Annotated in this window: 12 protein-coding genes; 4 read left to right on the plus strand and 8 right to left on the minus strand. The window is 57.0% G+C overall.

Annotation, left to right across the window (positions count from 1 at the left end; genetic code table 11):
- Positions 1–11 precede the first annotated feature (11 nt).
- The 3 genes from mtnN to ABGB15_RS17290 are packed head-to-tail and all read left to right on the plus strand — an operon-like array spanning position 12 to position 2,151.
- Positions 12–710 (plus strand): 5'-methylthioadenosine/S-adenosylhomocysteine nucleosidase, encoded by a 699-nt coding sequence (gene mtnN / locus ABGB15_RS17280; protein ID WP_152083507.1) that lies wholly within the window; start codon positions 12–14, stop codon positions 708–710.
- Complete coding sequence (gene btuF / locus ABGB15_RS17285; RefSeq protein ID WP_215723284.1) at positions 703–1,503, plus strand: vitamin B12 ABC transporter substrate-binding protein BtuF; 801 nt, start codon at positions 703–705, stop codon at positions 1,501–1,503. Before mtnN ends, btuF begins: the two co-directional genes overlap by 8 nt.
- Before the next feature lie 30 nt (positions 1,504–1,533).
- The gene (locus ABGB15_RS17290) at positions 1,534–2,151 is read left to right on the plus strand and encodes a TRIC cation channel family protein (protein ID WP_152083505.1); all 618 of its coding nucleotides are present in this window, start codon (positions 1,534–1,536) and stop codon (positions 2,149–2,151) included.
- Between the two features lie 93 nt (positions 2,152–2,244).
- Here ABGB15_RS17290 and erpA read toward each other — a convergent pair whose 3' ends face one another.
- Positions 2,245–2,589 carry an iron-sulfur cluster insertion protein ErpA gene (erpA, locus tag ABGB15_RS17295; protein ID WP_152083504.1) on the minus strand — a complete coding sequence of 115 codons (345 nt, stop codon included), beginning with the start codon at positions 2,587–2,589 and terminating at the stop codon, positions 2,245–2,247.
- A gap of 86 nt (positions 2,590–2,675) precedes the next feature.
- Positions 2,676–4,076: a H(+)/Cl(-) exchange transporter ClcA gene (clcA, locus tag ABGB15_RS17300; protein ID WP_215723285.1), complete on the minus strand. Its 1,401-nt coding sequence runs from the start codon at positions 4,074–4,076 to the stop codon at positions 2,676–2,678.
- A gap of 177 nt (positions 4,077–4,253) precedes the next feature.
- Between clcA and hemL the strand changes: the two genes are divergently transcribed.
- Positions 4,254–5,534 carry a glutamate-1-semialdehyde 2,1-aminomutase gene (gene hemL / locus ABGB15_RS17305; RefSeq protein WP_152083502.1) on the plus strand — a complete coding sequence of 427 codons (1,281 nt, stop codon included), beginning with the start codon at positions 4,254–4,256 and terminating at the stop codon, positions 5,532–5,534.
- Between the two features lie 51 nt (positions 5,535–5,585).
- Here the strand turns inward: hemL and fhuB are convergent, their stop codons facing one another.
- The 6 genes from fhuB to hrpB form a co-directional block, all read right to left on the minus strand.
- The gene (gene fhuB / locus ABGB15_RS17310; protein WP_313326545.1) at positions 5,586–7,568 is read right to left on the minus strand and encodes a Fe(3+)-hydroxamate ABC transporter permease FhuB; all 1,983 of its coding nucleotides are present in this window, start codon (positions 7,566–7,568) and stop codon (positions 5,586–5,588) included.
- Positions 7,565–8,455, minus strand: coding sequence for a Fe(3+)-hydroxamate ABC transporter substrate-binding protein FhuD (fhuD, locus tag ABGB15_RS17315; protein ID WP_215723287.1), 891 nt, complete (start codon positions 8,453–8,455; stop codon positions 7,565–7,567). Before fhuD ends, fhuB begins: the two co-directional genes overlap by 4 nt.
- Positions 8,455–9,252 (minus strand): Fe3+-hydroxamate ABC transporter ATP-binding protein FhuC, encoded by a 798-nt coding sequence (fhuC, locus tag ABGB15_RS17320; RefSeq protein ID WP_152083499.1) that lies wholly within the window; start codon positions 9,250–9,252, stop codon positions 8,455–8,457. The genes fhuD and fhuC overlap by 1 nt, the downstream gene beginning before the upstream one ends.
- Before the next feature lie 50 nt (positions 9,253–9,302).
- Positions 9,303–11,558, minus strand: a complete 2,256-nt coding sequence (gene fhuA / locus ABGB15_RS17325; protein WP_215723288.1) for a ferrichrome porin FhuA — start codon at positions 11,556–11,558, stop codon at positions 9,303–9,305.
- Positions 11,559–11,794: 236 nt separating this feature from the next.
- Positions 11,795–14,317 carry a bifunctional glycosyl transferase/transpeptidase gene (gene mrcB, locus ABGB15_RS17330; RefSeq protein WP_215723289.1) on the minus strand — a complete coding sequence of 841 codons (2,523 nt, stop codon included), beginning with the start codon at positions 14,315–14,317 and terminating at the stop codon, positions 11,795–11,797.
- 145 nt (positions 14,318–14,462) lie between these two features.
- Positions 14,463–16,892 carry an ATP-dependent helicase HrpB gene (gene hrpB, locus ABGB15_RS17335; protein ID WP_215723290.1) on the minus strand — a complete coding sequence of 810 codons (2,430 nt, stop codon included), beginning with the start codon at positions 16,890–16,892 and terminating at the stop codon, positions 14,463–14,465.
- Positions 16,893–16,931: the final 39 nt, after the last annotated feature.

A 16,931-nucleotide genomic window follows, 5' to 3' on the forward strand; every position in this document is an offset into this window, starting at 1 on the left:
CGAGTAAATCTATGAAAATCGGCATTATTGGTGCAATGGAAGAAGAAGTTACGCTGCTGCGTGACAAAATTGAGAACCGTCAGACTCTCTCTCTGGGTGGCTGTGAGATCTACACCGGCCAATTGAATGGAGTGGATGTGGCTCTGCTGAAATCAGGCATCGGTAAAGTTGCTGCTGCGCTGGGTGCAACGCTGTTGCTTGAGCGCTGCAAGCCGGACGTGATCATTAATACCGGCTCTGCGGGCGGCCTGGCCTCCACGTTAAAAGTGGGCGATATCGTGGTTTCTGACGAAGCGCGTTACCACGATGCAGACGTCACGGCTTTCGGCTACGAATATGGTCAGCTTCCGGGTTGTCCGGCGGGCTTTAAAGCGGATGACAAGCTGATTGCTGCAGCAGAAAGCTGCATCGCGGAGCTGAACCTCAATGCGGTGCGCGGTTTGATCGTTAGCGGCGATGCTTTCATCAATGGCTCTGTCGGCCTGGCTAAAATCCGTCATAACTTCCCGCAGGCCGTTGCCGTTGAAATGGAAGCGACCGCGATTGCTCACGTTTGCCATAATTTCAGCGTACCGTTCGTGGTGGTTCGCGCTATCTCTGATGTGGCCGATCAACAATCTCACCTGAGCTTTGACGAGTTCCTGGCCGTTGCGGCCAAACAGTCTACCGTGATGGTGGAAAGTCTGGTGCAGAAACTGGCACGTGGCTAAACCGCTCTTAAGGGCGCTGGCCGCCCTGCTTTTATTCGCCCCGGTATGGCTTTTTGCTGCGCCGCGGGTGATAACGCTCTCCCCGGCCAACACCGAGCTGGCTTTTGCCGCCGGGATCACGCCCGTTGGCGTCAGCAGTTTTTCGGATTATCCGCCGCAAGCGGCTGATATAGAACAGGTTGCCACATGGCAGGGGATGAATCTTGAGCGCATTGTGGCGCTTAAGCCCGATCTCGTGCTGGCCTGGCGTGGCGGCAACGCCGAAAGACAGGTAAACCAGCTCTCGTCGCTCGGAATAAAAGTCATGTGGGTTGACGCGGTGAGCATTGAGCAGGTTGCCCAGGCGCTGCGCGACCTGGCTCCCTATAGCCCAACCCCCAAAAAAGCCGTGCAAGCCGCACAGCAGTTGCTCAGCGACTATGCCGCGCTGAAATCCAGATACGATACGCCTGCCAAAAAGCGCGTTTTCCTGCAGTTTGGCAGCCAGCCGCTGTTCACCACCGGGAAAGGTTCAATACAGAATCAGGTACTGGAAGCCTGCGGCGGTGAAAATATCTTTGCCGCCAGCCGGGTGCCCTGGCCGCAGGTGAGCCGGGAACAGGTGCTGGCGCGGCAACCTCAGGCCATTATCGTGGTCGGAAGTGCGAGCGAGATTCCTAAAATTGAACAATTCTGGCAACGCCAGCTCAAAATTCCGGTGATAGCGCTACACAGCGACTGGTTTGAACGCGCCAGCCCGCGTATTATCCTCGCCGCAAAACAACTCTGCGCCGCGTTGGCTGAGAGTCATTAACGTAGACCCGAAGAGTTCGAGGATTTCACGATGCTCGTATATTGGCTGGATATTCTTGGCACAGCCGTTTTTGCTATCTCCGGCGTTCTGCTTGCCGGAAAACTGCGCATGGACCCGTTTGGTGTGCTGGTGCTTGGCGTTGTCACTGCTGTGGGCGGCGGAACAATCCGCGATATGGCGCTGGCGCATGGCCCGGTTTTTTGGGTTAAAGACCCAACCGATCTGGTGGTGGCGATGGTCACTTGTCTGTTAACGATCGTGCTGGTTCGCCAGCCTCGCAGATTGCCAAAATGGATACTCCCGGTACTGGATGCCGTCGGTCTGGCGGTGTTTGTCGGCATCGGCGTGAATAAAGCCTTTAATGCAGGGACAGGCCCGATGGTGGCGATCTGCATGGGTGTATTAACCGGCGTGGGTGGCGGGATTATTCGCGACATTCTGGCACGTGAAGTGCCGATGATCCTGCGAACCGAAATCTATGCGACGGCCTGTATTGTTGGCGGGATTGTTCACGCCACCGCGTACTACACCTTTGCGATCCCGCTGGAGAATTCCGCGATGCTGGGGATGGTCGTTACGCTGGGGATACGGTTAGCGGCAATCCGCTGGCACCTGAAGTTGCCGACGTTTGCGCTGGATGACAGGTAAACGCAAAACGGTAACCGCAAGGTTACCGTTTTTAGTCTTTTCTCCCTCTCCCTGTGGGAGAGGGCCGGGGTGAGGGCATCAGCCCGCACCTTCTTAGATACTGAACGAAGAACCACACCCGCAGGTGCTTTTTGCGTTCGGGTTGGTCACGACAAAGCGAGACCCTTCCAGACCTTCGGTGTAATCCACTGCACCGCCCACCAGATATTGCAGGCTCATCGGGTCAACCACCAGTGCGACGCCCTGCTTCTCGATAGTCATATCCCCATCGTTAACCTGGTCATCAAAGGTAAACCCGTACTGGAAGCCGCTGCAGCCGCCACCCGTAATATATACACGCAGTTTCAGATCCGGATTGTCTTCGTCGGCAATCAGGGTTTTCACTTTCTTGGCTGCTGCTTCGGTAAATTGCAACGGCAGCGCTACGTCATCACTCATCTTATGCTCCCATGAATACTGCTTACTGCAATTGGGTAAAAATCACCCAATTCTTTTTGTCATTATCTAATACCCTGGTAATTCATTCAAGTATTCTGCGTTGAGGCCCGTTCAGCCTCTTGTTTTGCCAGGGTACGAGCAAGAATGGTGGAGTATAACGGTTTTCCACCCAGGAATTGGGCTAATAGTGTCGCGCCGAGACAGGTAATGATCATTGGCAAAATGAGCTGGTAATTGTCCGTCATCTCCAGCACCAGTACGATCCCGGTCAAGGGCGCACGCAGTGACGCCGCCAGCAGCGCGCCCATTCCCGCTATCGCAAACGTCCCGGCATCCAGATGATACGCCGGGAAACCTGCCGTGGCAGCCATGCCAAATGCCGTTCCCAGCAGAGTTCCCAGCGCCAGCATGGGAGCAAAAATACCGCCAGGCGCGCCAGAGGAAAAGCAGAGCACCGTGGTGATAACCCGTGAAATAAACATAAACAGCAGCAGGCCAACGCTAAAATTCCCCGCCGCCGCAATCGGGATCAACCCGAAGCCGCCGCCTGCCGCATTCGGTTCGATAAAGCCAAGAAGCCCGCACGCTCCGCCAAGCAAACCACCGACCAGCACCCATCTGGTGGTATTACCCCCGTGAATACGCTGGAACATATCCTGAGCACGTAAGATCAACGTGTTAAAAAGCGGGCCGACGACGCCAAAAATCATGCCGAGAACCAGATACAGCCATAGCGTATTCACCGGCGCGTTGGTCAGCTTACCGACTTCAATCACCGCCCCTTCGCCATTGAAAATGCGAAAGACAATGCTCGACATAATCACACCGGTAAACACCGCTTTTATCGAGATGAGGTTATAGCGAAACTGCGCGCGCATCTCCTCGATAATAAACAGGATACCCGCCAGCGGCGCATTAAACGCCGCAGAAAGCCCGGCAGCAGCCCCGGTTGCCAGCAGCGTATGACGCGCTTCGGCACTGCGCATCCGAAACAGATCGCCCACCATTCGCCCCACGTTACCGCCTAACTGCACCGTTGGCCCTTCCCGCCCGAGCACCATTCCCGCGCCAAGTGTTCCCATGCCGCCAATGAATTTAACGGGGATCACCCGCCACCAGCGCACAGGACGCAACTCTTCCAGCGCGCCTTCAATTTCAGGAATACCCGAGCCGCCCGCTTCCGGGGCGAATTTGCGCACCAGAAAATAACCGACCATCGCAAACAGGGCAGACAGGCCAAACGCCCACACCCAGACCAGCCATCCGCTATCTGCGTGCCCGGCGACCGTTCCAATGCGCCAGTTAAGGATGGCGTTAACCGCTTTTTCGAACGCGACCCCCACCAGCCCTGCCAGGGTTCCCACCACGGCAGCGGCCAGCAGGATCGCCAGAGGCGTTTTATCGCGATTAAGTAAACGCCGGATACTGATACGGTGCTGCGCGCGCGCAAACTGTTGTTCTTCAAATGAGGGAGTCGTTGCTTTCATTGTCTGTTCTTTTTGGTCATACAAATAGCCGCAAGGAGTTTACCAGAGACAATCCCCTCGTCCCCTGAAAAATACTTAACAAATGTTGAGAGGTTAATGGGGCAAAAATTTCATAACCTTCCACGAATCACTTAGAATAGTGTGCTTAACCATTTTATACGAACCAGGAACGACGCCATGAGCAAGTCTGAAAACCTCTACAGTGCAGCCCGCGAGCTAATCCCCGGTGGTGTGAACTCACCTGTTCGCGCCTTTACCGGCGTAGGCGGTACGCCGCTGTTTATCGAACGTGCAGACGGCGCGTATCTGTATGATGTCGATGGCAAAGCCTATATCGATTACGTCGGCTCCTGGGGTCCGATGGTGCTGGGGCATAACCATCCGGCGATCCGCAATGCGGTGATTGAAGCGGCCCAGCGCGGCCTGAGCTTCGGTGCGCCAACTGAGATGGAAGTGAAAATGGCGGAGCTGGTCACCGGGCTGGTGCCAACCATGGATATGGTACGTATGGTGAACTCCGGTACGGAAGCCACCATGAGTGCGATTCGCCTGGCGCGCGGTTTTACCGGTCGCGATAAAATCATCAAGTTCGAAGGCTGCTACCACGGTCATGCAGACTGTCTGCTGGTGAAGGCCGGTTCCGGCGCGCTGACCCTTGGCCAGCCGAACTCGCCGGGTGTACCTGCTGACTTCGCCAAACACACGCTGACCTGCACCTATAACGATCTGGACACCGTTCGCGCCGCGTTCGAGCAGTATCCGCAGGAGATCGCCTGCATCATCGTTGAACCGGTTGCGGGCAACATGAACTGCATTCCGCCACAGCCTGAATTCCTGCCTGGCCTGCGCGCATTGTGCGATGAGTTCGGCGCGCTGCTGATCATTGACGAGGTAATGACCGGTTTCCGCGTGGCGCTGGCGGGTGCGCAGTCTTACTACGGCGTCGAGCCGGATCTCACCTGCCTGGGTAAAATCATCGGCGGCGGCATGCCTGTCGGCGCATTTGGTGGCCGCAAAGAGGTGATGGAAGCGCTGGCTCCGACCGGCCCGGTTTACCAGGCGGGTACGCTGTCCGGCAACCCAATCGCAATGGCGGCCGGTTTCGCCTGCCTGACCGAAGTGGCGCAGCCGGGTATTCACGAAACCCTGACCGCCCTGACCACTCAGTTGGCAAACGGCCTGCTGGACGCGGCAGAAAATGCAGGCATTCCACTGGTTGTGAACCATGTCGGCGGGATGTTCGGGATTTTCTTCACCGATGCGAAAACCGTGACCTGCTATCAGGACGTCGTGAAGTGTGACGTTGAACGCTTCAAACGTTTCTTCCACCTGATGCTGGAAGAAGGCGTGTACCTGGCACCGTCTGCGTTCGAAGCGGGCTTTATGTCCGTGGCACACAGCGAAGAGGATATCAATAACACCATCGACGCGGCGCGTAAGGTGTTTGCGAAGTTGTAAACCGCGCCAGAAACGTAAGCCGGGTGAGCGTCAGCGACACCCGGCTTTTTTTTATCTGCTCTGTTTCCTCAACAGATAAATAAAGTACGGCGCACCAATAAAGGTCGACAACAGACCCGCCGGGATCTGATACGGGAACAGCACCATCCTTCCACACCAGTCTGCAAACACCAGGATCACCCCGCCCGTCAGCGCAGATATTACGATATGCGGTATTGTCCGGCGGAAGCCGAGCATTCTGGCAATATGCGGAGCCATCAAACCGACAAAGCTCAGCGGACCAATGGTCATGGTGGCCGTTGCCGTCAGGCACGCCGCGAGCAGCAGTAAAGCCACACGCGTTGGCGTCAGCGCCATCCCCACCGCACGCGCGGTTTCCCCGCCGAGCGGCAAAATGGTCATCCAGCGACGACACAACGGCACAATAGCCAACAGCACGATCATCACAATCCCGGTGTTAACCACCTGACTGCCGGTCGCGCTGTAGGTGGAGCCGGAAATCCAGGTCAGGATCTGTGCCATGCGCGGATCGCCGCTCGCCTGCAGCATCATCAACAGCATCGTAAATGCGGTGCTGAGCGCCATACCGGCCAGCAGCATGCGATGCGGTGAAAAACCGCCACGCCCGGAGGCAATCAGAATGATCAGCAACGTCGTCGCCGCCCCGATACTCCCGGCAGGCATCAGCCAGCCAAACGCGTTTCCGGGCACCAGGAAGAGCATCAGCACCACGCCAAACGCCGCACCGGAGCTGATCCCCAGCACTTCCGGACTGGCCATCGGGTTACCGGTAAGACGCTGGATAATACAGCCCGCGACCGCCAGCATAACGCCCGCAATCAGCGCCGAGAAGATACGCGGCCAGCGCCATTGCAACAGTTCATTCAGTAAGTCGCCCGTCGCCCAGTGCCAGCCTGTGGCATCGCGGCCCAGAGACAGCGCGGCAAACGAAGCAAGGATCAGCACCGCCAGCCCGGCGAGGCTGAACCACAGCACCGACTGGCGCTCGGTGTGCACTTTATCGCCCGCATCCATCGCTGGCGCGCTGATGCTGCGCAGGCGCGGCAGCAGCCACAGCAGCAGCGGCGCGCCGATAAGCGCGGTCACGGAACCGGTAGAAACTTCCATCCAGACACGTGCCAGCCAGAGAATGACCTGATCGGAAAGCCAGAGGATAAGGGCACCAATCAGCGGTGCCAGCAGCAGACGCGCCAGCAGACGACGCGCCCCAAGCATTTTTGCCAGTAGCGGCGCAAACAAGCCAATAAACCCGATAATGCCGACCGCGTTAACCAGCAACGCGCTCAGCACAATCGCCAGCGTTAGCGCTGCAAGACGGGCCAGCGACAGTGCCAGCCCCAGATTACGCGCCACGCCGTCATCCAGCCCCATTAACGTCAGTGGGCGCAACAGCAGCAATGTCAGCACCACGCCGCCAGCCAGCTGTGGCCACAGGCGCTGCACGATGCTCCAGTCGGTCTGGGTGAGCGTACCGGTGCTCCACATAAACATGCTTTGCAGCTGATCGTGATGGAACAGCACCAGCAGTTGATTGATAGCCCCGCAGTACAAACTCACCACCAGTCCCGCCAGAATCAGCGTGACCGGCGAGAGACGTTTTCCCCATGCCACGCCAAAGACCAGCGCACCCACGATGCACGCCCCCGCAAGCGCTGCAAACTGCGACGTTAACGCCCCAGGCAATGCCCAGAGCGTAGTAATCGTAATCCCAAGCTGGGCCCCCGTTGCCACACCGAGCGTAGTCGGTTCCGCCAGCGGGTTACGTAAAACCTGCTGGAACAGCACGCCTACCAGGCCCAATCCTGCACCGACCAGCAGCGAAATCGCCAGACGCGGCAGCAGGCTGTAATGGAACAGCATTTGCTGAATGTTGTCGATATCCGGGGCGGCAAGGGCGGCTCCCCACTGCTCACGCGGTAATGCCGTCGACAGGTTGAACCAGGTTAACGCCAGCGCGGCCAGGAAAATGAGGGTCAGCAACAGCGCCGGGAAACGGGCAATTCGCGTACTCATGCCTTGCCTCCCATTGCGTTGTCCAGCACGCGGGCAAAGTGCATGGCCGAGAGCGTTGCACCGTAGAACCACACCGCGGGTGCGCGCTGGAAGCGTTGCTCACGCACAAATGGCATCGCCTGCCAGAGCGGTGTCGCCATCAGGGTTTGCATTTCACGATCGTTGCCGTGATCGAAGCACAGCACATCGACATCACGAAACGCCGCCAGGCGGTCAATGCCGACGGCGGTACTGCCCCAGAAGGTCATCTCGCCTTCCCAGGCATTACGAATACCAAAGCTATCGAGCACTTCCTGGAACAGGCAGTTTTTGCCAAAGACCAGCATATGGCGGGCATCCAGTAGTGTCACCATCAGCAGCGGGCGGTCGCCACGGTTAGCAAAGCGTGGCTTCAGGGAGTCAATCAGCGCATCAAATTCGTCGAGATGGTGCTTCGCCGCCGCTTCCCGGTTCAGAAATTGCGCCATCTCGTTAACCGAGTTTCGCGCCATCGTCAGTGGTTTTTTGCCATCGCTGAAGGAAAAGCCCCGGCCAGGCGCAATCTTCGCCATGGTCTCTTCCGACGGACCATAACCTGCGGACCAGAATAAGAACGACGGCTTCATTTGCGTCAGGAGTTCAAGGTTCGGTTCGGTACGCAGGCCGATGTCGATCACCGAGTCAGGCAGCTTCGGCTCGTTCACCCACAGGTTGTAGTTGGGAATATCGGCCACGCCATAAGGTGTGATGCCCAGCGCCATCATCAGCTCTACGGGCAGCCACTCCAGCGCCACAATACGGTGAGGATCTATCGTTGCTGCCTGCGCCATGTTCATTTTTAACAGCAACGGTGAGAGCGCCATGGCCGCCAGCAGGCGACGGCGGCTGATTAAGGTTGAATCCAGCATCAATAGACAAAGCTCACCGGTGCAGCCCCGGCAGGATGAGGCAAAATACCCATGGGAATACCGTAAATATGTTCCAGCGTTTCACTGCGCATCAGTTCAGAAGGTGTCCCCTGGGCGATCATTTCACCGCCACGCAGCGCCACCAGGTAATCGCAATAACGTGCGGCCATATTGATATCGTGCAGAACCGCAATGACCGTCAGACCGCGCTGCTGGCTTAAGCGATGCACCAGCGCCAGCACATCAACCTGGTGAGCAATATCCAGCGCAGAGGTGGGTTCATCCAGCAGCAGGCAGCGGCTGTCCTGCGCCACCAGCATCGCAATCCACGCACGCTGGCGTTCACCGCCGGAAAGGCTATCCACCAGACGATGCGCCAGCGGTTTAAGCCCCACCAGCGCGATCGCCTCTTCCACTTTCTCTCTGTCGGCCACACCGAAGCGCCCAAGCGCGCCGTGCCACGGATAACGCCCAATCGCTACCAGCTCACGCACCGTCATCCCTTCCGCCTGCGGTAACTGCTGCGGCAGATACGCCACTTTGCGGGCAAAGGCTTTACTGCTCCAGCTCTCCAGCGGTTGTCCGTCCAGCAAAATGTCGCCTTCTGACGGCGGCTGGTGCCGGCCCAACATCTTAAGCAGCGTCGATTTACCGGAACCATTGTGACCAATCAGGCCGGTCACTTTACCTGCGGGGAACGTTAAAGAGAGTGGATGCAGCAGAGTGCGTCCAGGTACGCGAAAGGAGAGGTTATTGAGCGTAAAGGTGGTGTCGGATTGCGTTTTATTATCCTGCATGTCAGCCAACTTAAATAAAAAGGGCACGGCGAACCGTGCCCAAAGAGAGATTAGAAACGGAAGGTCGCCGTGGCAACAACCTGACGTTCAGCACCCCAGAAGCAACCGTAGGTGTTGAAGCAGCTGGCAACGTACTCACGATCGAACAGGTTGTTCACATGCAGCGCGACGTTGGAGCCCGCCAGCCCGACACGCGCCAGATCGTAACGAACTAACGCATCCACCAGGGTATAGCTGCCCACCGTGAAGGTGTTCGCCGGATCTCCTTTGCTGGAGCCGGTATAACGAACGCCAGTACCCAGCGTCAGACCGGACAGCGCACCGTCAAAGAGGGTGTAATCACCCCACAGGGATGCCATGTGTTTAGGCACCTGCGCAGGCGTATTGCCTTTGTAGTTGGTGTCGGTGGTGTATTCTGCATCGGTATAGGTATAAGAACCCACCACGTTAACGCTCGCAGACAGTGCCGCTTTCGCTTCAATTTCCACACCACGGGAACGGATCTCACCACCTTCAACCGAGAAGATCGAACCTGCCGGGTCCCCCATCAGGTTGTTGGTTTTCGTCAGTTGATACACCGCACCGGTGATCACAATTGGACGATCGTTCGGAACGTATTTCACGCCCGCTTCGTACTGCTTGCCTTTAGATGGCGCAAAGATGTTACCGCTCGCCCCTGTCTGAGAAGCAGGTTCGAAGGATTCACTGTAGCTGAAGTAAGGCGTTACGCCGTTATCGAACAGGTAGTTAACGCCGCCACGCCAGGTAAACTCTTTATCATCACGTGAATCTTTCGTGTCGTAAACGCGGTTCAGGGATTCCTGCTTCGCCCAGTCATAACGACCGCCGAGGGTGACCAGAACTTTATCCCACTGCATCTGATCCTGAACATACAGACCCGTTTGCTTCTGCTTGTTTAACACCTGGTAAGCACCGGATGGGCCTGGGTGTGAACCAAAATCAAAATCTCCGCGATCGAGATCATAGATGTCAGACGGTGGAACAGAGCCTGCATAGCCAAACCAGGAATCAATATCGTTACGCATACGCATAAAATCAACGCCGGTCAGGAGGGTGTGATCCAGTGAGCCGGTAGCGAATTTGCTTTGCAGTTGAGTATCAACGGAGAAGTTTTCTAATTTCTCATTATCAATAACATACTGACGGGTGAGCGTGTGGCCCCATTCAGACTGCGGAACGCCAGCACAAGGGCTGTTTGCCGGGTTGCCTGAATAGAGGGGATCGGAACACATACCGTATCCATACACGCTTTTTTGCGACACTTTATTCTGCGCATAACGTAAGTTCTGACGCACCGTGAAAGTGTCGTTGAATTCATGATCGAAGCTGTAGCCCACCATTTTCTCGTTACGAGAATAGGTGTTGTTTTCTGCACCTTCGTTAAAGTCGGTAGACAGACGCTTGCCGTTTGGCAGCGGAGACACCGTACCTTCCTTCGGCAGCCAGCCGTAATAACCTGTTTCAGGCTCGTTCTGGAAATAAGACAAGAACGTGAAATTCGTTTTGTCATCCGGACGCCAGCTGAAAGATGGCGCGATGGCGTAACGTTGCTCTTCCGCACCTTGTTGCTGAGCATTTGCCGAGCGAGCCAGGCCGGTTAAACGGTAAGAATAAACACCGTCATCATCCAGCGCATCGCTAAAATCAAAGCCAGTCTGGAACAGGCTGTTGGTGCCCATTTTGAACTGGATTTCTTTCAGTGGCTCTGTGGTCGGACGTTTACTGACCATGTTCAGCAAGCCGCCTGGGTTGCTCTTTCCGTAAAGCACGGAAACCGGACCGCGCATCACTTCGGCGCGTTCCAGCATATAAGGATCGATCACCGCATCGTTGTAGAAGTTGCCCTGCATCTTCAGGCCATCCAGATAGTTGTTCTGGCTTTGGCCGTCGGCAGCGAAACCGCGGATAATCAGGTAATCATAGGTGTTGGACGCGCCGCGCGTTCCTACAGCAACGCCCGGCGTATAGCTGAGCGCCTCTTTAACCGATTTCGGCTGGTGCAATGCCATCTCTTCGGCGGTGACTACGGAAATAGACTGTGGCACCTTTTGAATAGGCGTATCTGTTTTCGTTGCGGTTGCAGACTGCCTTGCTGCAATCGTTGCAGCAGGACCCCAGGCACTTTCCTGTGCAGCCGGTGCGGCAGTAACAGTAATGGTTTCTTCTTTTTTCGGGGTTTCGGCTGCATGAGCATAAGCAGACATGCCGGCAACCGCTGTGGCGACGACGACCGCGATTTTACGCAGCGACGTATTAATTGGCTGAGCAGTATTGGAAAGCGCCATGATGTATCTCTGATGAAAGAGTGAATGATAACGTAAACGAGAATTATTATTATGACCGCAGAATAATATGCGAAACGCTGACTGCATAGCAAGCAGTATGCGGCCCTACAAGAATTGAGGGTTTAAGAAATAAACAAGAGAGAACGTGAGGTTAATAAGGGTTGAATTTAGGGTTAAGGAAATGGGTATCACAGGTGAAAAAATACCCCCTTACGAATAAGGGGGTATTTTGAGGGTTAGTTACCGCCAAACATATCCTTGATCCAGCCAGCAACACCGTCACTGTCTTTCTTCTCGTTCTGCTGCGCCGGTTGCTGCTGCGGCTGCTGCGGTTGAGAAGACTGCTCAAACGGGTTGCCCGTCGGCTGTTCAGGCTGACTCTGCTGGCACAGCGCGTCAGGATTCGTTGTCCATACAGGCAGCGTGCGCATACCGCCACCGCAGATGAAGTTACCGGAATCATCCACACCCATATCGACGATATCTTCTGGCGCAACCAGGTTCAGCGGCACCGGGGACTGATTCGCCAGATAGCGCTGGTAAATCGACATCGCCCCGCTCGCACCATACAGTTTGGTCGGCTGGTTGTTGTCACGACCCACCCAGGTGATCACCACTTCACGGCCATCAATACCGGCGAACCAGGTATCAACGTTGTTGTTGGTGGTCCCGGTTTTCCCCGCCAGATGCAGGCCTGGATATTTCGCACCCAACTGACGCCCTGTACCACGCTGCACCACCTGCTGCATGGTCCACAGGGTCATATAGGCCGCCTGCGCCGGAACAGCGCGTTCTGCCTGCGGGAAGCTCTGGTACAGCACGGAACCATCTTCAGCAATCACCGAACGCAGCGCAGAGAGCGGTGCGCGGTTACCGCCGCTGGCGATAGTCTGGAACGCCTGCGCCACTTCGATTGGCGTCAGGTTAAGCGCCCCCAGGATCATCGCAGGCACCGGATGAAGCTGATCTTTCGGCACGCCCAGCTTCTGCCAGGTATCCACGACAGCTGGCAGCCCAAGCGCCATCCCCAGGTTAACCGTTGGTACGTTCATGGAGCGGGTCAGCGCATCCACCAGCATCACCTGACCGCTGAACTGTTTATCGTCGTTCTGCGGGGACCACACCTGGCCGTTTGGCTGGCGCAGGGAGATCGGCGCATCGGCAATCCAGGTGTTCAGACGATACATGTTCGGCTGGCTCAGCGCGGTGAGATAGGTCGCCGGTTTTGCCAGAGAACCAATCGAACGACGCGCCTGCATGGCACGGTTGTAGCCCGCATACTGCGGCTCGGCACCGCCGACCATCGCGCGCACTTCGCCGGTATTACGATCCACAACCACCATCGCGGTTTCCAGATCGCTCAGCTTGCGCTGTTTCTTCAGGACCGGAATGCCTTCAACCGCCGCTTTTTCAGCCGCGTCCTGCGCTACGGAGTCAAAGGTGGTGAAGATCTTCACGCCGGAGAGATCTTTTACCTTATCGCCGAGCTTAGCCTGCAACTCCTGACGCACCATCTGCATAAACGCAGGCTGCGGGGAGATCACGCCGCCGCGCGGCTGAACGCCCAGCGGACGCGCGCTCAGCATGTCATACAGTTCCTGGTCAATGATCTGCTGTTGTTGCAGCAGACGCAGCACCAGATTACGGCGCTCCAGCGCCAGTTTCGGGTTACGCCACGGGTTGTAGATAGACGCCCCTTTCACCATGCCCACCAGCAGCGCCTGCTGGTCAAGGCTCAGCTCCTCCACCGGACGGCCAAAGTAGTACAGGCTCGCCAGCGGGAAACCGCGGATCTCGTTATCACCGCTCTGGCCGAGGTAAACCTCGTTCATATACAGCTCAAGGATACGATCCTTGCTGTAGCGCGCGTCCATCAGCACGGCCATGTACGCTTCGTTGGCTTTACGCCAGTAGGAGCGCTCGCTGGAGAGGAACAGGTTCTTCACCAGCTGCTGGGTCAGCGTACTCGCCCCCTGCACTGTGCGTCCGGCGGTCAGGTTCGCCAGCACCGCACGACCGATGGAGTACAGGCTAATGCCATCGTGCTCGTAGAAGTGGCGGTCTTCGGTTGCCAGCAGAGTATCCACCAGCAGATCCGGGAAGCCGTTACGCGCCACGAACAGACGTTGCTCGCCGTTCGCCGACGAGAGCATGGTGATCAGTCGCGGATCGAGACGGAAGAAACCGAACTGGCGGTTGTTATCCATGTTCTCGATAGTTTCCAGACGATCGCCATCAAAGGTCAGACGCGCCCGCACCTGCCCCTCTTTGCTGTCCGGGAAGTCGAACGGGCGGCGGATCATCTCAATGCTTTTCGCCTGCACGGTAAATTCGCCAGGACGCGTCATCTTTGTGACCTGACGATACTGCGTGGCCTGCAGCAGTTTCACCATCTCGTTCTTGCTAATGGACATATCCGGCTCAAGGTTCACCATGCGGCCATAAACCGCAGCAGGTAACTGCCAGACTTTCCCGTCAATACGGCTGCGGATCTTCTGATCCAGATAGACGCCGTAAATCGCGATCAGCACAACAAAAACAATGAACAGCTTCAGCAGCAGCCAGAACCAGCCGCGCTTACCACGAGGCTTACGCCCTTTGCCTTTTCCTTTACGTGGCATCGGTTCTTCATCCTCATAATCGTCTTCATAGTCATCGTCATACTCCTCATCTCTGAGGCGACGACGGCTCACCTTTTCTTTCGCCGGACGCGTGGGTTTTCCCTTACGTCCTATTGGCTCGCGGTCATTCCCCGCCATGCTTTTTCTCCGCAACTTTCAGGCGCAAGGGCCCGATTCTCTTTTCTTCCACTGACCTGTGAAAGAAGAAATCTCTCAAAATTGGTTTTCTCCCTCTCGCTCCGGGAGAAGGCCGGGGTGAGGGCATCAGCCCACATTTGCCCCACTACGAATATTTCTTCGTCCGCCGTGTCGGCGCGGTATTCGCCGGATCGTCCGGCCAGACGTGTTTGGGATAACGTCCTTTCATCTCTTTTTGCACGTCACGATAGCTTCCCGCCCAGAACGCGCTCAGATCACGGGTGATCTGCAGCGGGCGGTGTGCTGGCGACAACAACTCCAACACCAAAGGAACGCGCCCTTCGGCGATTGACGGTGTGGTCGCCTCGCCAAACATCTCCTGCATCCGTACCGCCAGCGCCGGGGGATTATCCTCATGATATCGAATGGCAATCCGGCTTCCGGTCGGCACAGTGTAATGCCCTGGCAGTTCACTATCCAGACGTTGACGTAATGACCAGTCCAGTAAATTCTGTAACGCCGCCTTAACATCAAGTGCTTTTAGCGCCCGCAGCGAGTGAACACCGCTCATTTGCGGCAGTAGCCACGTCTCAAGCGAGGCCAGTAACGTCTCATCATCTACTGCAGGCCAGCTATACTCTGGCAGCCAGCGCGCAGCACAGTGCAGACGAATACGGTACTGTTCAGCGTCTGGCGTCCAGTTCAGCACGCTCAGCCCTTTTTCCCGTATGCCGTTTAGCATCGCCTGGTGCAGCTCCTCTTCCGACGGCTTTGCCAGCGGTCTGCTGCCCAGAATCAGTTTGCCAATCTGGCTACGGCGGAATGCCTTCAGCGTGCCCTGCGCGTCGTCCCATTCCACACTATCGGATTGCTGGAGCAGTTGCGAACAACGGCGCGTCAGGGCGTCGATATCTACCGCAATCGCCTGCAAAATGCGCGCGTCCGGCGAGTGGCTACCCTGCAATAATAACGGGGCAATTAACCACTCATGGCGCGTCAGGGCATCGTCGCTGTCCAGCATAGCGCCCATGCCGTTTGCCAGCTGGTAACGCCCGTCCATCCCCCGTCGACGGGCGATCCTATCCGGGAAAGCCTGCGCCAGAAGGACGGCCATTTTATCGCTGTCCGGCGCGCCATCGCGGCAGTTTAGCCGCTTGCAAAGCTGCTGCGCCCGCTGCTGCCAGTTGCTCTGATTGCGCGAAAAGGCCAGCGCCAGGTCGCAACTTCCCCCACGCGGCGGCTCCTCAAGAATAGCCGTCAGCTTCGCCGCCGTGGCAATTTCATCCTCTCCGTTCGCGGTTACCAGCATGGCTGCCAGGCGAGGCTCATTTCCCAGCGCCGCCATTTTCTGGCCGCGCGGCGTCAAGCGTTCATCTTTCAACGCGCCAAGCTGAACCAGCAACGCGCGTGCCGCCGAGAGGTTCACGGCAGGCAGCGGATTGAGCCAGGTCAGTTGAGCCGGATCAGGACATCCCCATTGCAGCAGATCCAGAACCAGACCAGAGAGATCGCTGTGTAGAATTTCCGGCGTACTCTGCAGTGCAGCGCGCTCTGCCTGCTCCGCGCTGATCAAATGCAGACAAATCCCCGGCTCAAGCCGCCCTGCACGGCCCGCGCGCTGTACCATCGACGCCTGACTTATCCGTTGCGTCAGCAGTTTGGTCAGCCCGGTACGCGGATCGAAGCTCGCGACCCTCTCCTGAGCGCTATCCACCACCAGGCGAATCCCTTCGATGGTCAAACTGGTTTCGGCGATATTGGTTGCCAGCACCACTTTACGCAGCCCCGCGGGTGCAGGAAGGATGGCCTTGCGCTGATCGTTTAACGACAGTGCGCCGTAGAGCGGGCAAAGCACAACGTCGTTGCCCACGCGGGAAGCCAACTGCTCCTGTACGCGCTGAATTTCACCCACACCGGGTAAAAACAGCAGCAACGAGCCGGATTCCTGACGCAGCAGTTCTGCGGTCGCGATAGCAACCGCGTCGTCAAAACGTTGATGTGCTGAAAGCGTCTGATAGCGGCGCTCAACCGGAAAAGCACGTCCTTCGGAGGAGATAACCGGCGCGTCAGGTAACGCCTGCTGCAGCCGTTCATTATCGAGCGTCGCCGACATGATCAGCAGCCGGAGATCGTCACGTAGCCCCTGCTGCACATCCAGCAACAACGCCAGCGCCAGATCCGCCTGCAGGCTACGTTCGTGAAATTCATCCAGAATCACCAGCCCGACGCCGGTCAGTTCAGGATCGTTTTGCAACATGCGGGTAAGAATTCCCTCGGTGACCACCTCCAGCCGCGTGGACGGGCCGACACAATTTTCGGCACGCATTCGATAGCCTACCGTCTCGCCCGGTTTTTCGTTAAGCAGTTCCGCCAGGCGCTGCGCCACGTTGCGCGCGGCCAGCCTGCGCGGCTCCAGCAGGATAATTTTCCCGCTGATATTCCCGTCTTTCAGAAGCTGAATCGGCAGCCAGGTCGATTTACCGGCACCCGTGGGGGCATTCAGCAAAACCTGCGGGGCATGTTGTAAGGCAGCGAGAAGCTCAGGAAGGACGACGGCGACCGGCAATGAGGACACTAACAACTCCAGAGGGTTAACATTAGTCGGCGTACATTG

The sequence above is a fragment of the Enterobacter sp. MALB-1 genome (genome assembly GCF_041021625.1).
GTDB classification, from domain to species: Bacteria; Pseudomonadota; Gammaproteobacteria; order Enterobacterales; family Enterobacteriaceae; genus Enterobacter; species Enterobacter oligotrophicus.

Coding starts and splice junctions, on each gene's coding strand:
- ABGB15_RS17290 (WP_152083505.1), top strand. CDS start 1,534: ATGCTCGTATATTGGCTGGATATTCTTGGCACAGCCGTTTTTGCTATC.
- hemL (WP_152083502.1), top strand. CDS start 4,254: ATGAGCAAGTCTGAAAACCTCTACAGTGCAGCCCGCGAGCTAATCCCC.
- fhuB (WP_313326545.1), bottom strand. CDS start 7,568: ATGAGTACGCGAATTGCCCGTTTCCCGGCGCTGTTGCTGACCCTCATT.
- clcA (WP_215723285.1), bottom strand. CDS start 4,076: ATGAAAGCAACGACTCCCTCATTTGAAGAACAACAGTTTGCGCGCGCG.
- mtnN (WP_152083507.1), top strand. CDS start 12: ATGAAAATCGGCATTATTGGTGCAATGGAAGAAGAAGTTACGCTGCTG.
- mrcB (WP_215723289.1), bottom strand. CDS start 14,317: ATGGCGGGGAATGACCGCGAGCCAATAGGACGTAAGGGAAAACCCACG.
- erpA (WP_152083504.1), bottom strand. CDS start 2,589: ATGAGTGATGACGTAGCGCTGCCGTTGCAATTTACCGAAGCAGCAGCC.
- fhuD (WP_215723287.1), bottom strand. CDS start 8,455: ATGCTGGATTCAACCTTAATCAGCCGCCGTCGCCTGCTGGCGGCCATG.
- fhuC (WP_152083499.1), bottom strand. CDS start 9,252: ATGCAGGATAATAAAACGCAATCCGACACCACCTTTACGCTCAATAAC.
- fhuA (WP_215723288.1), bottom strand. CDS start 11,558: ATGGCGCTTTCCAATACTGCTCAGCCAATTAATACGTCGCTGCGTAAA.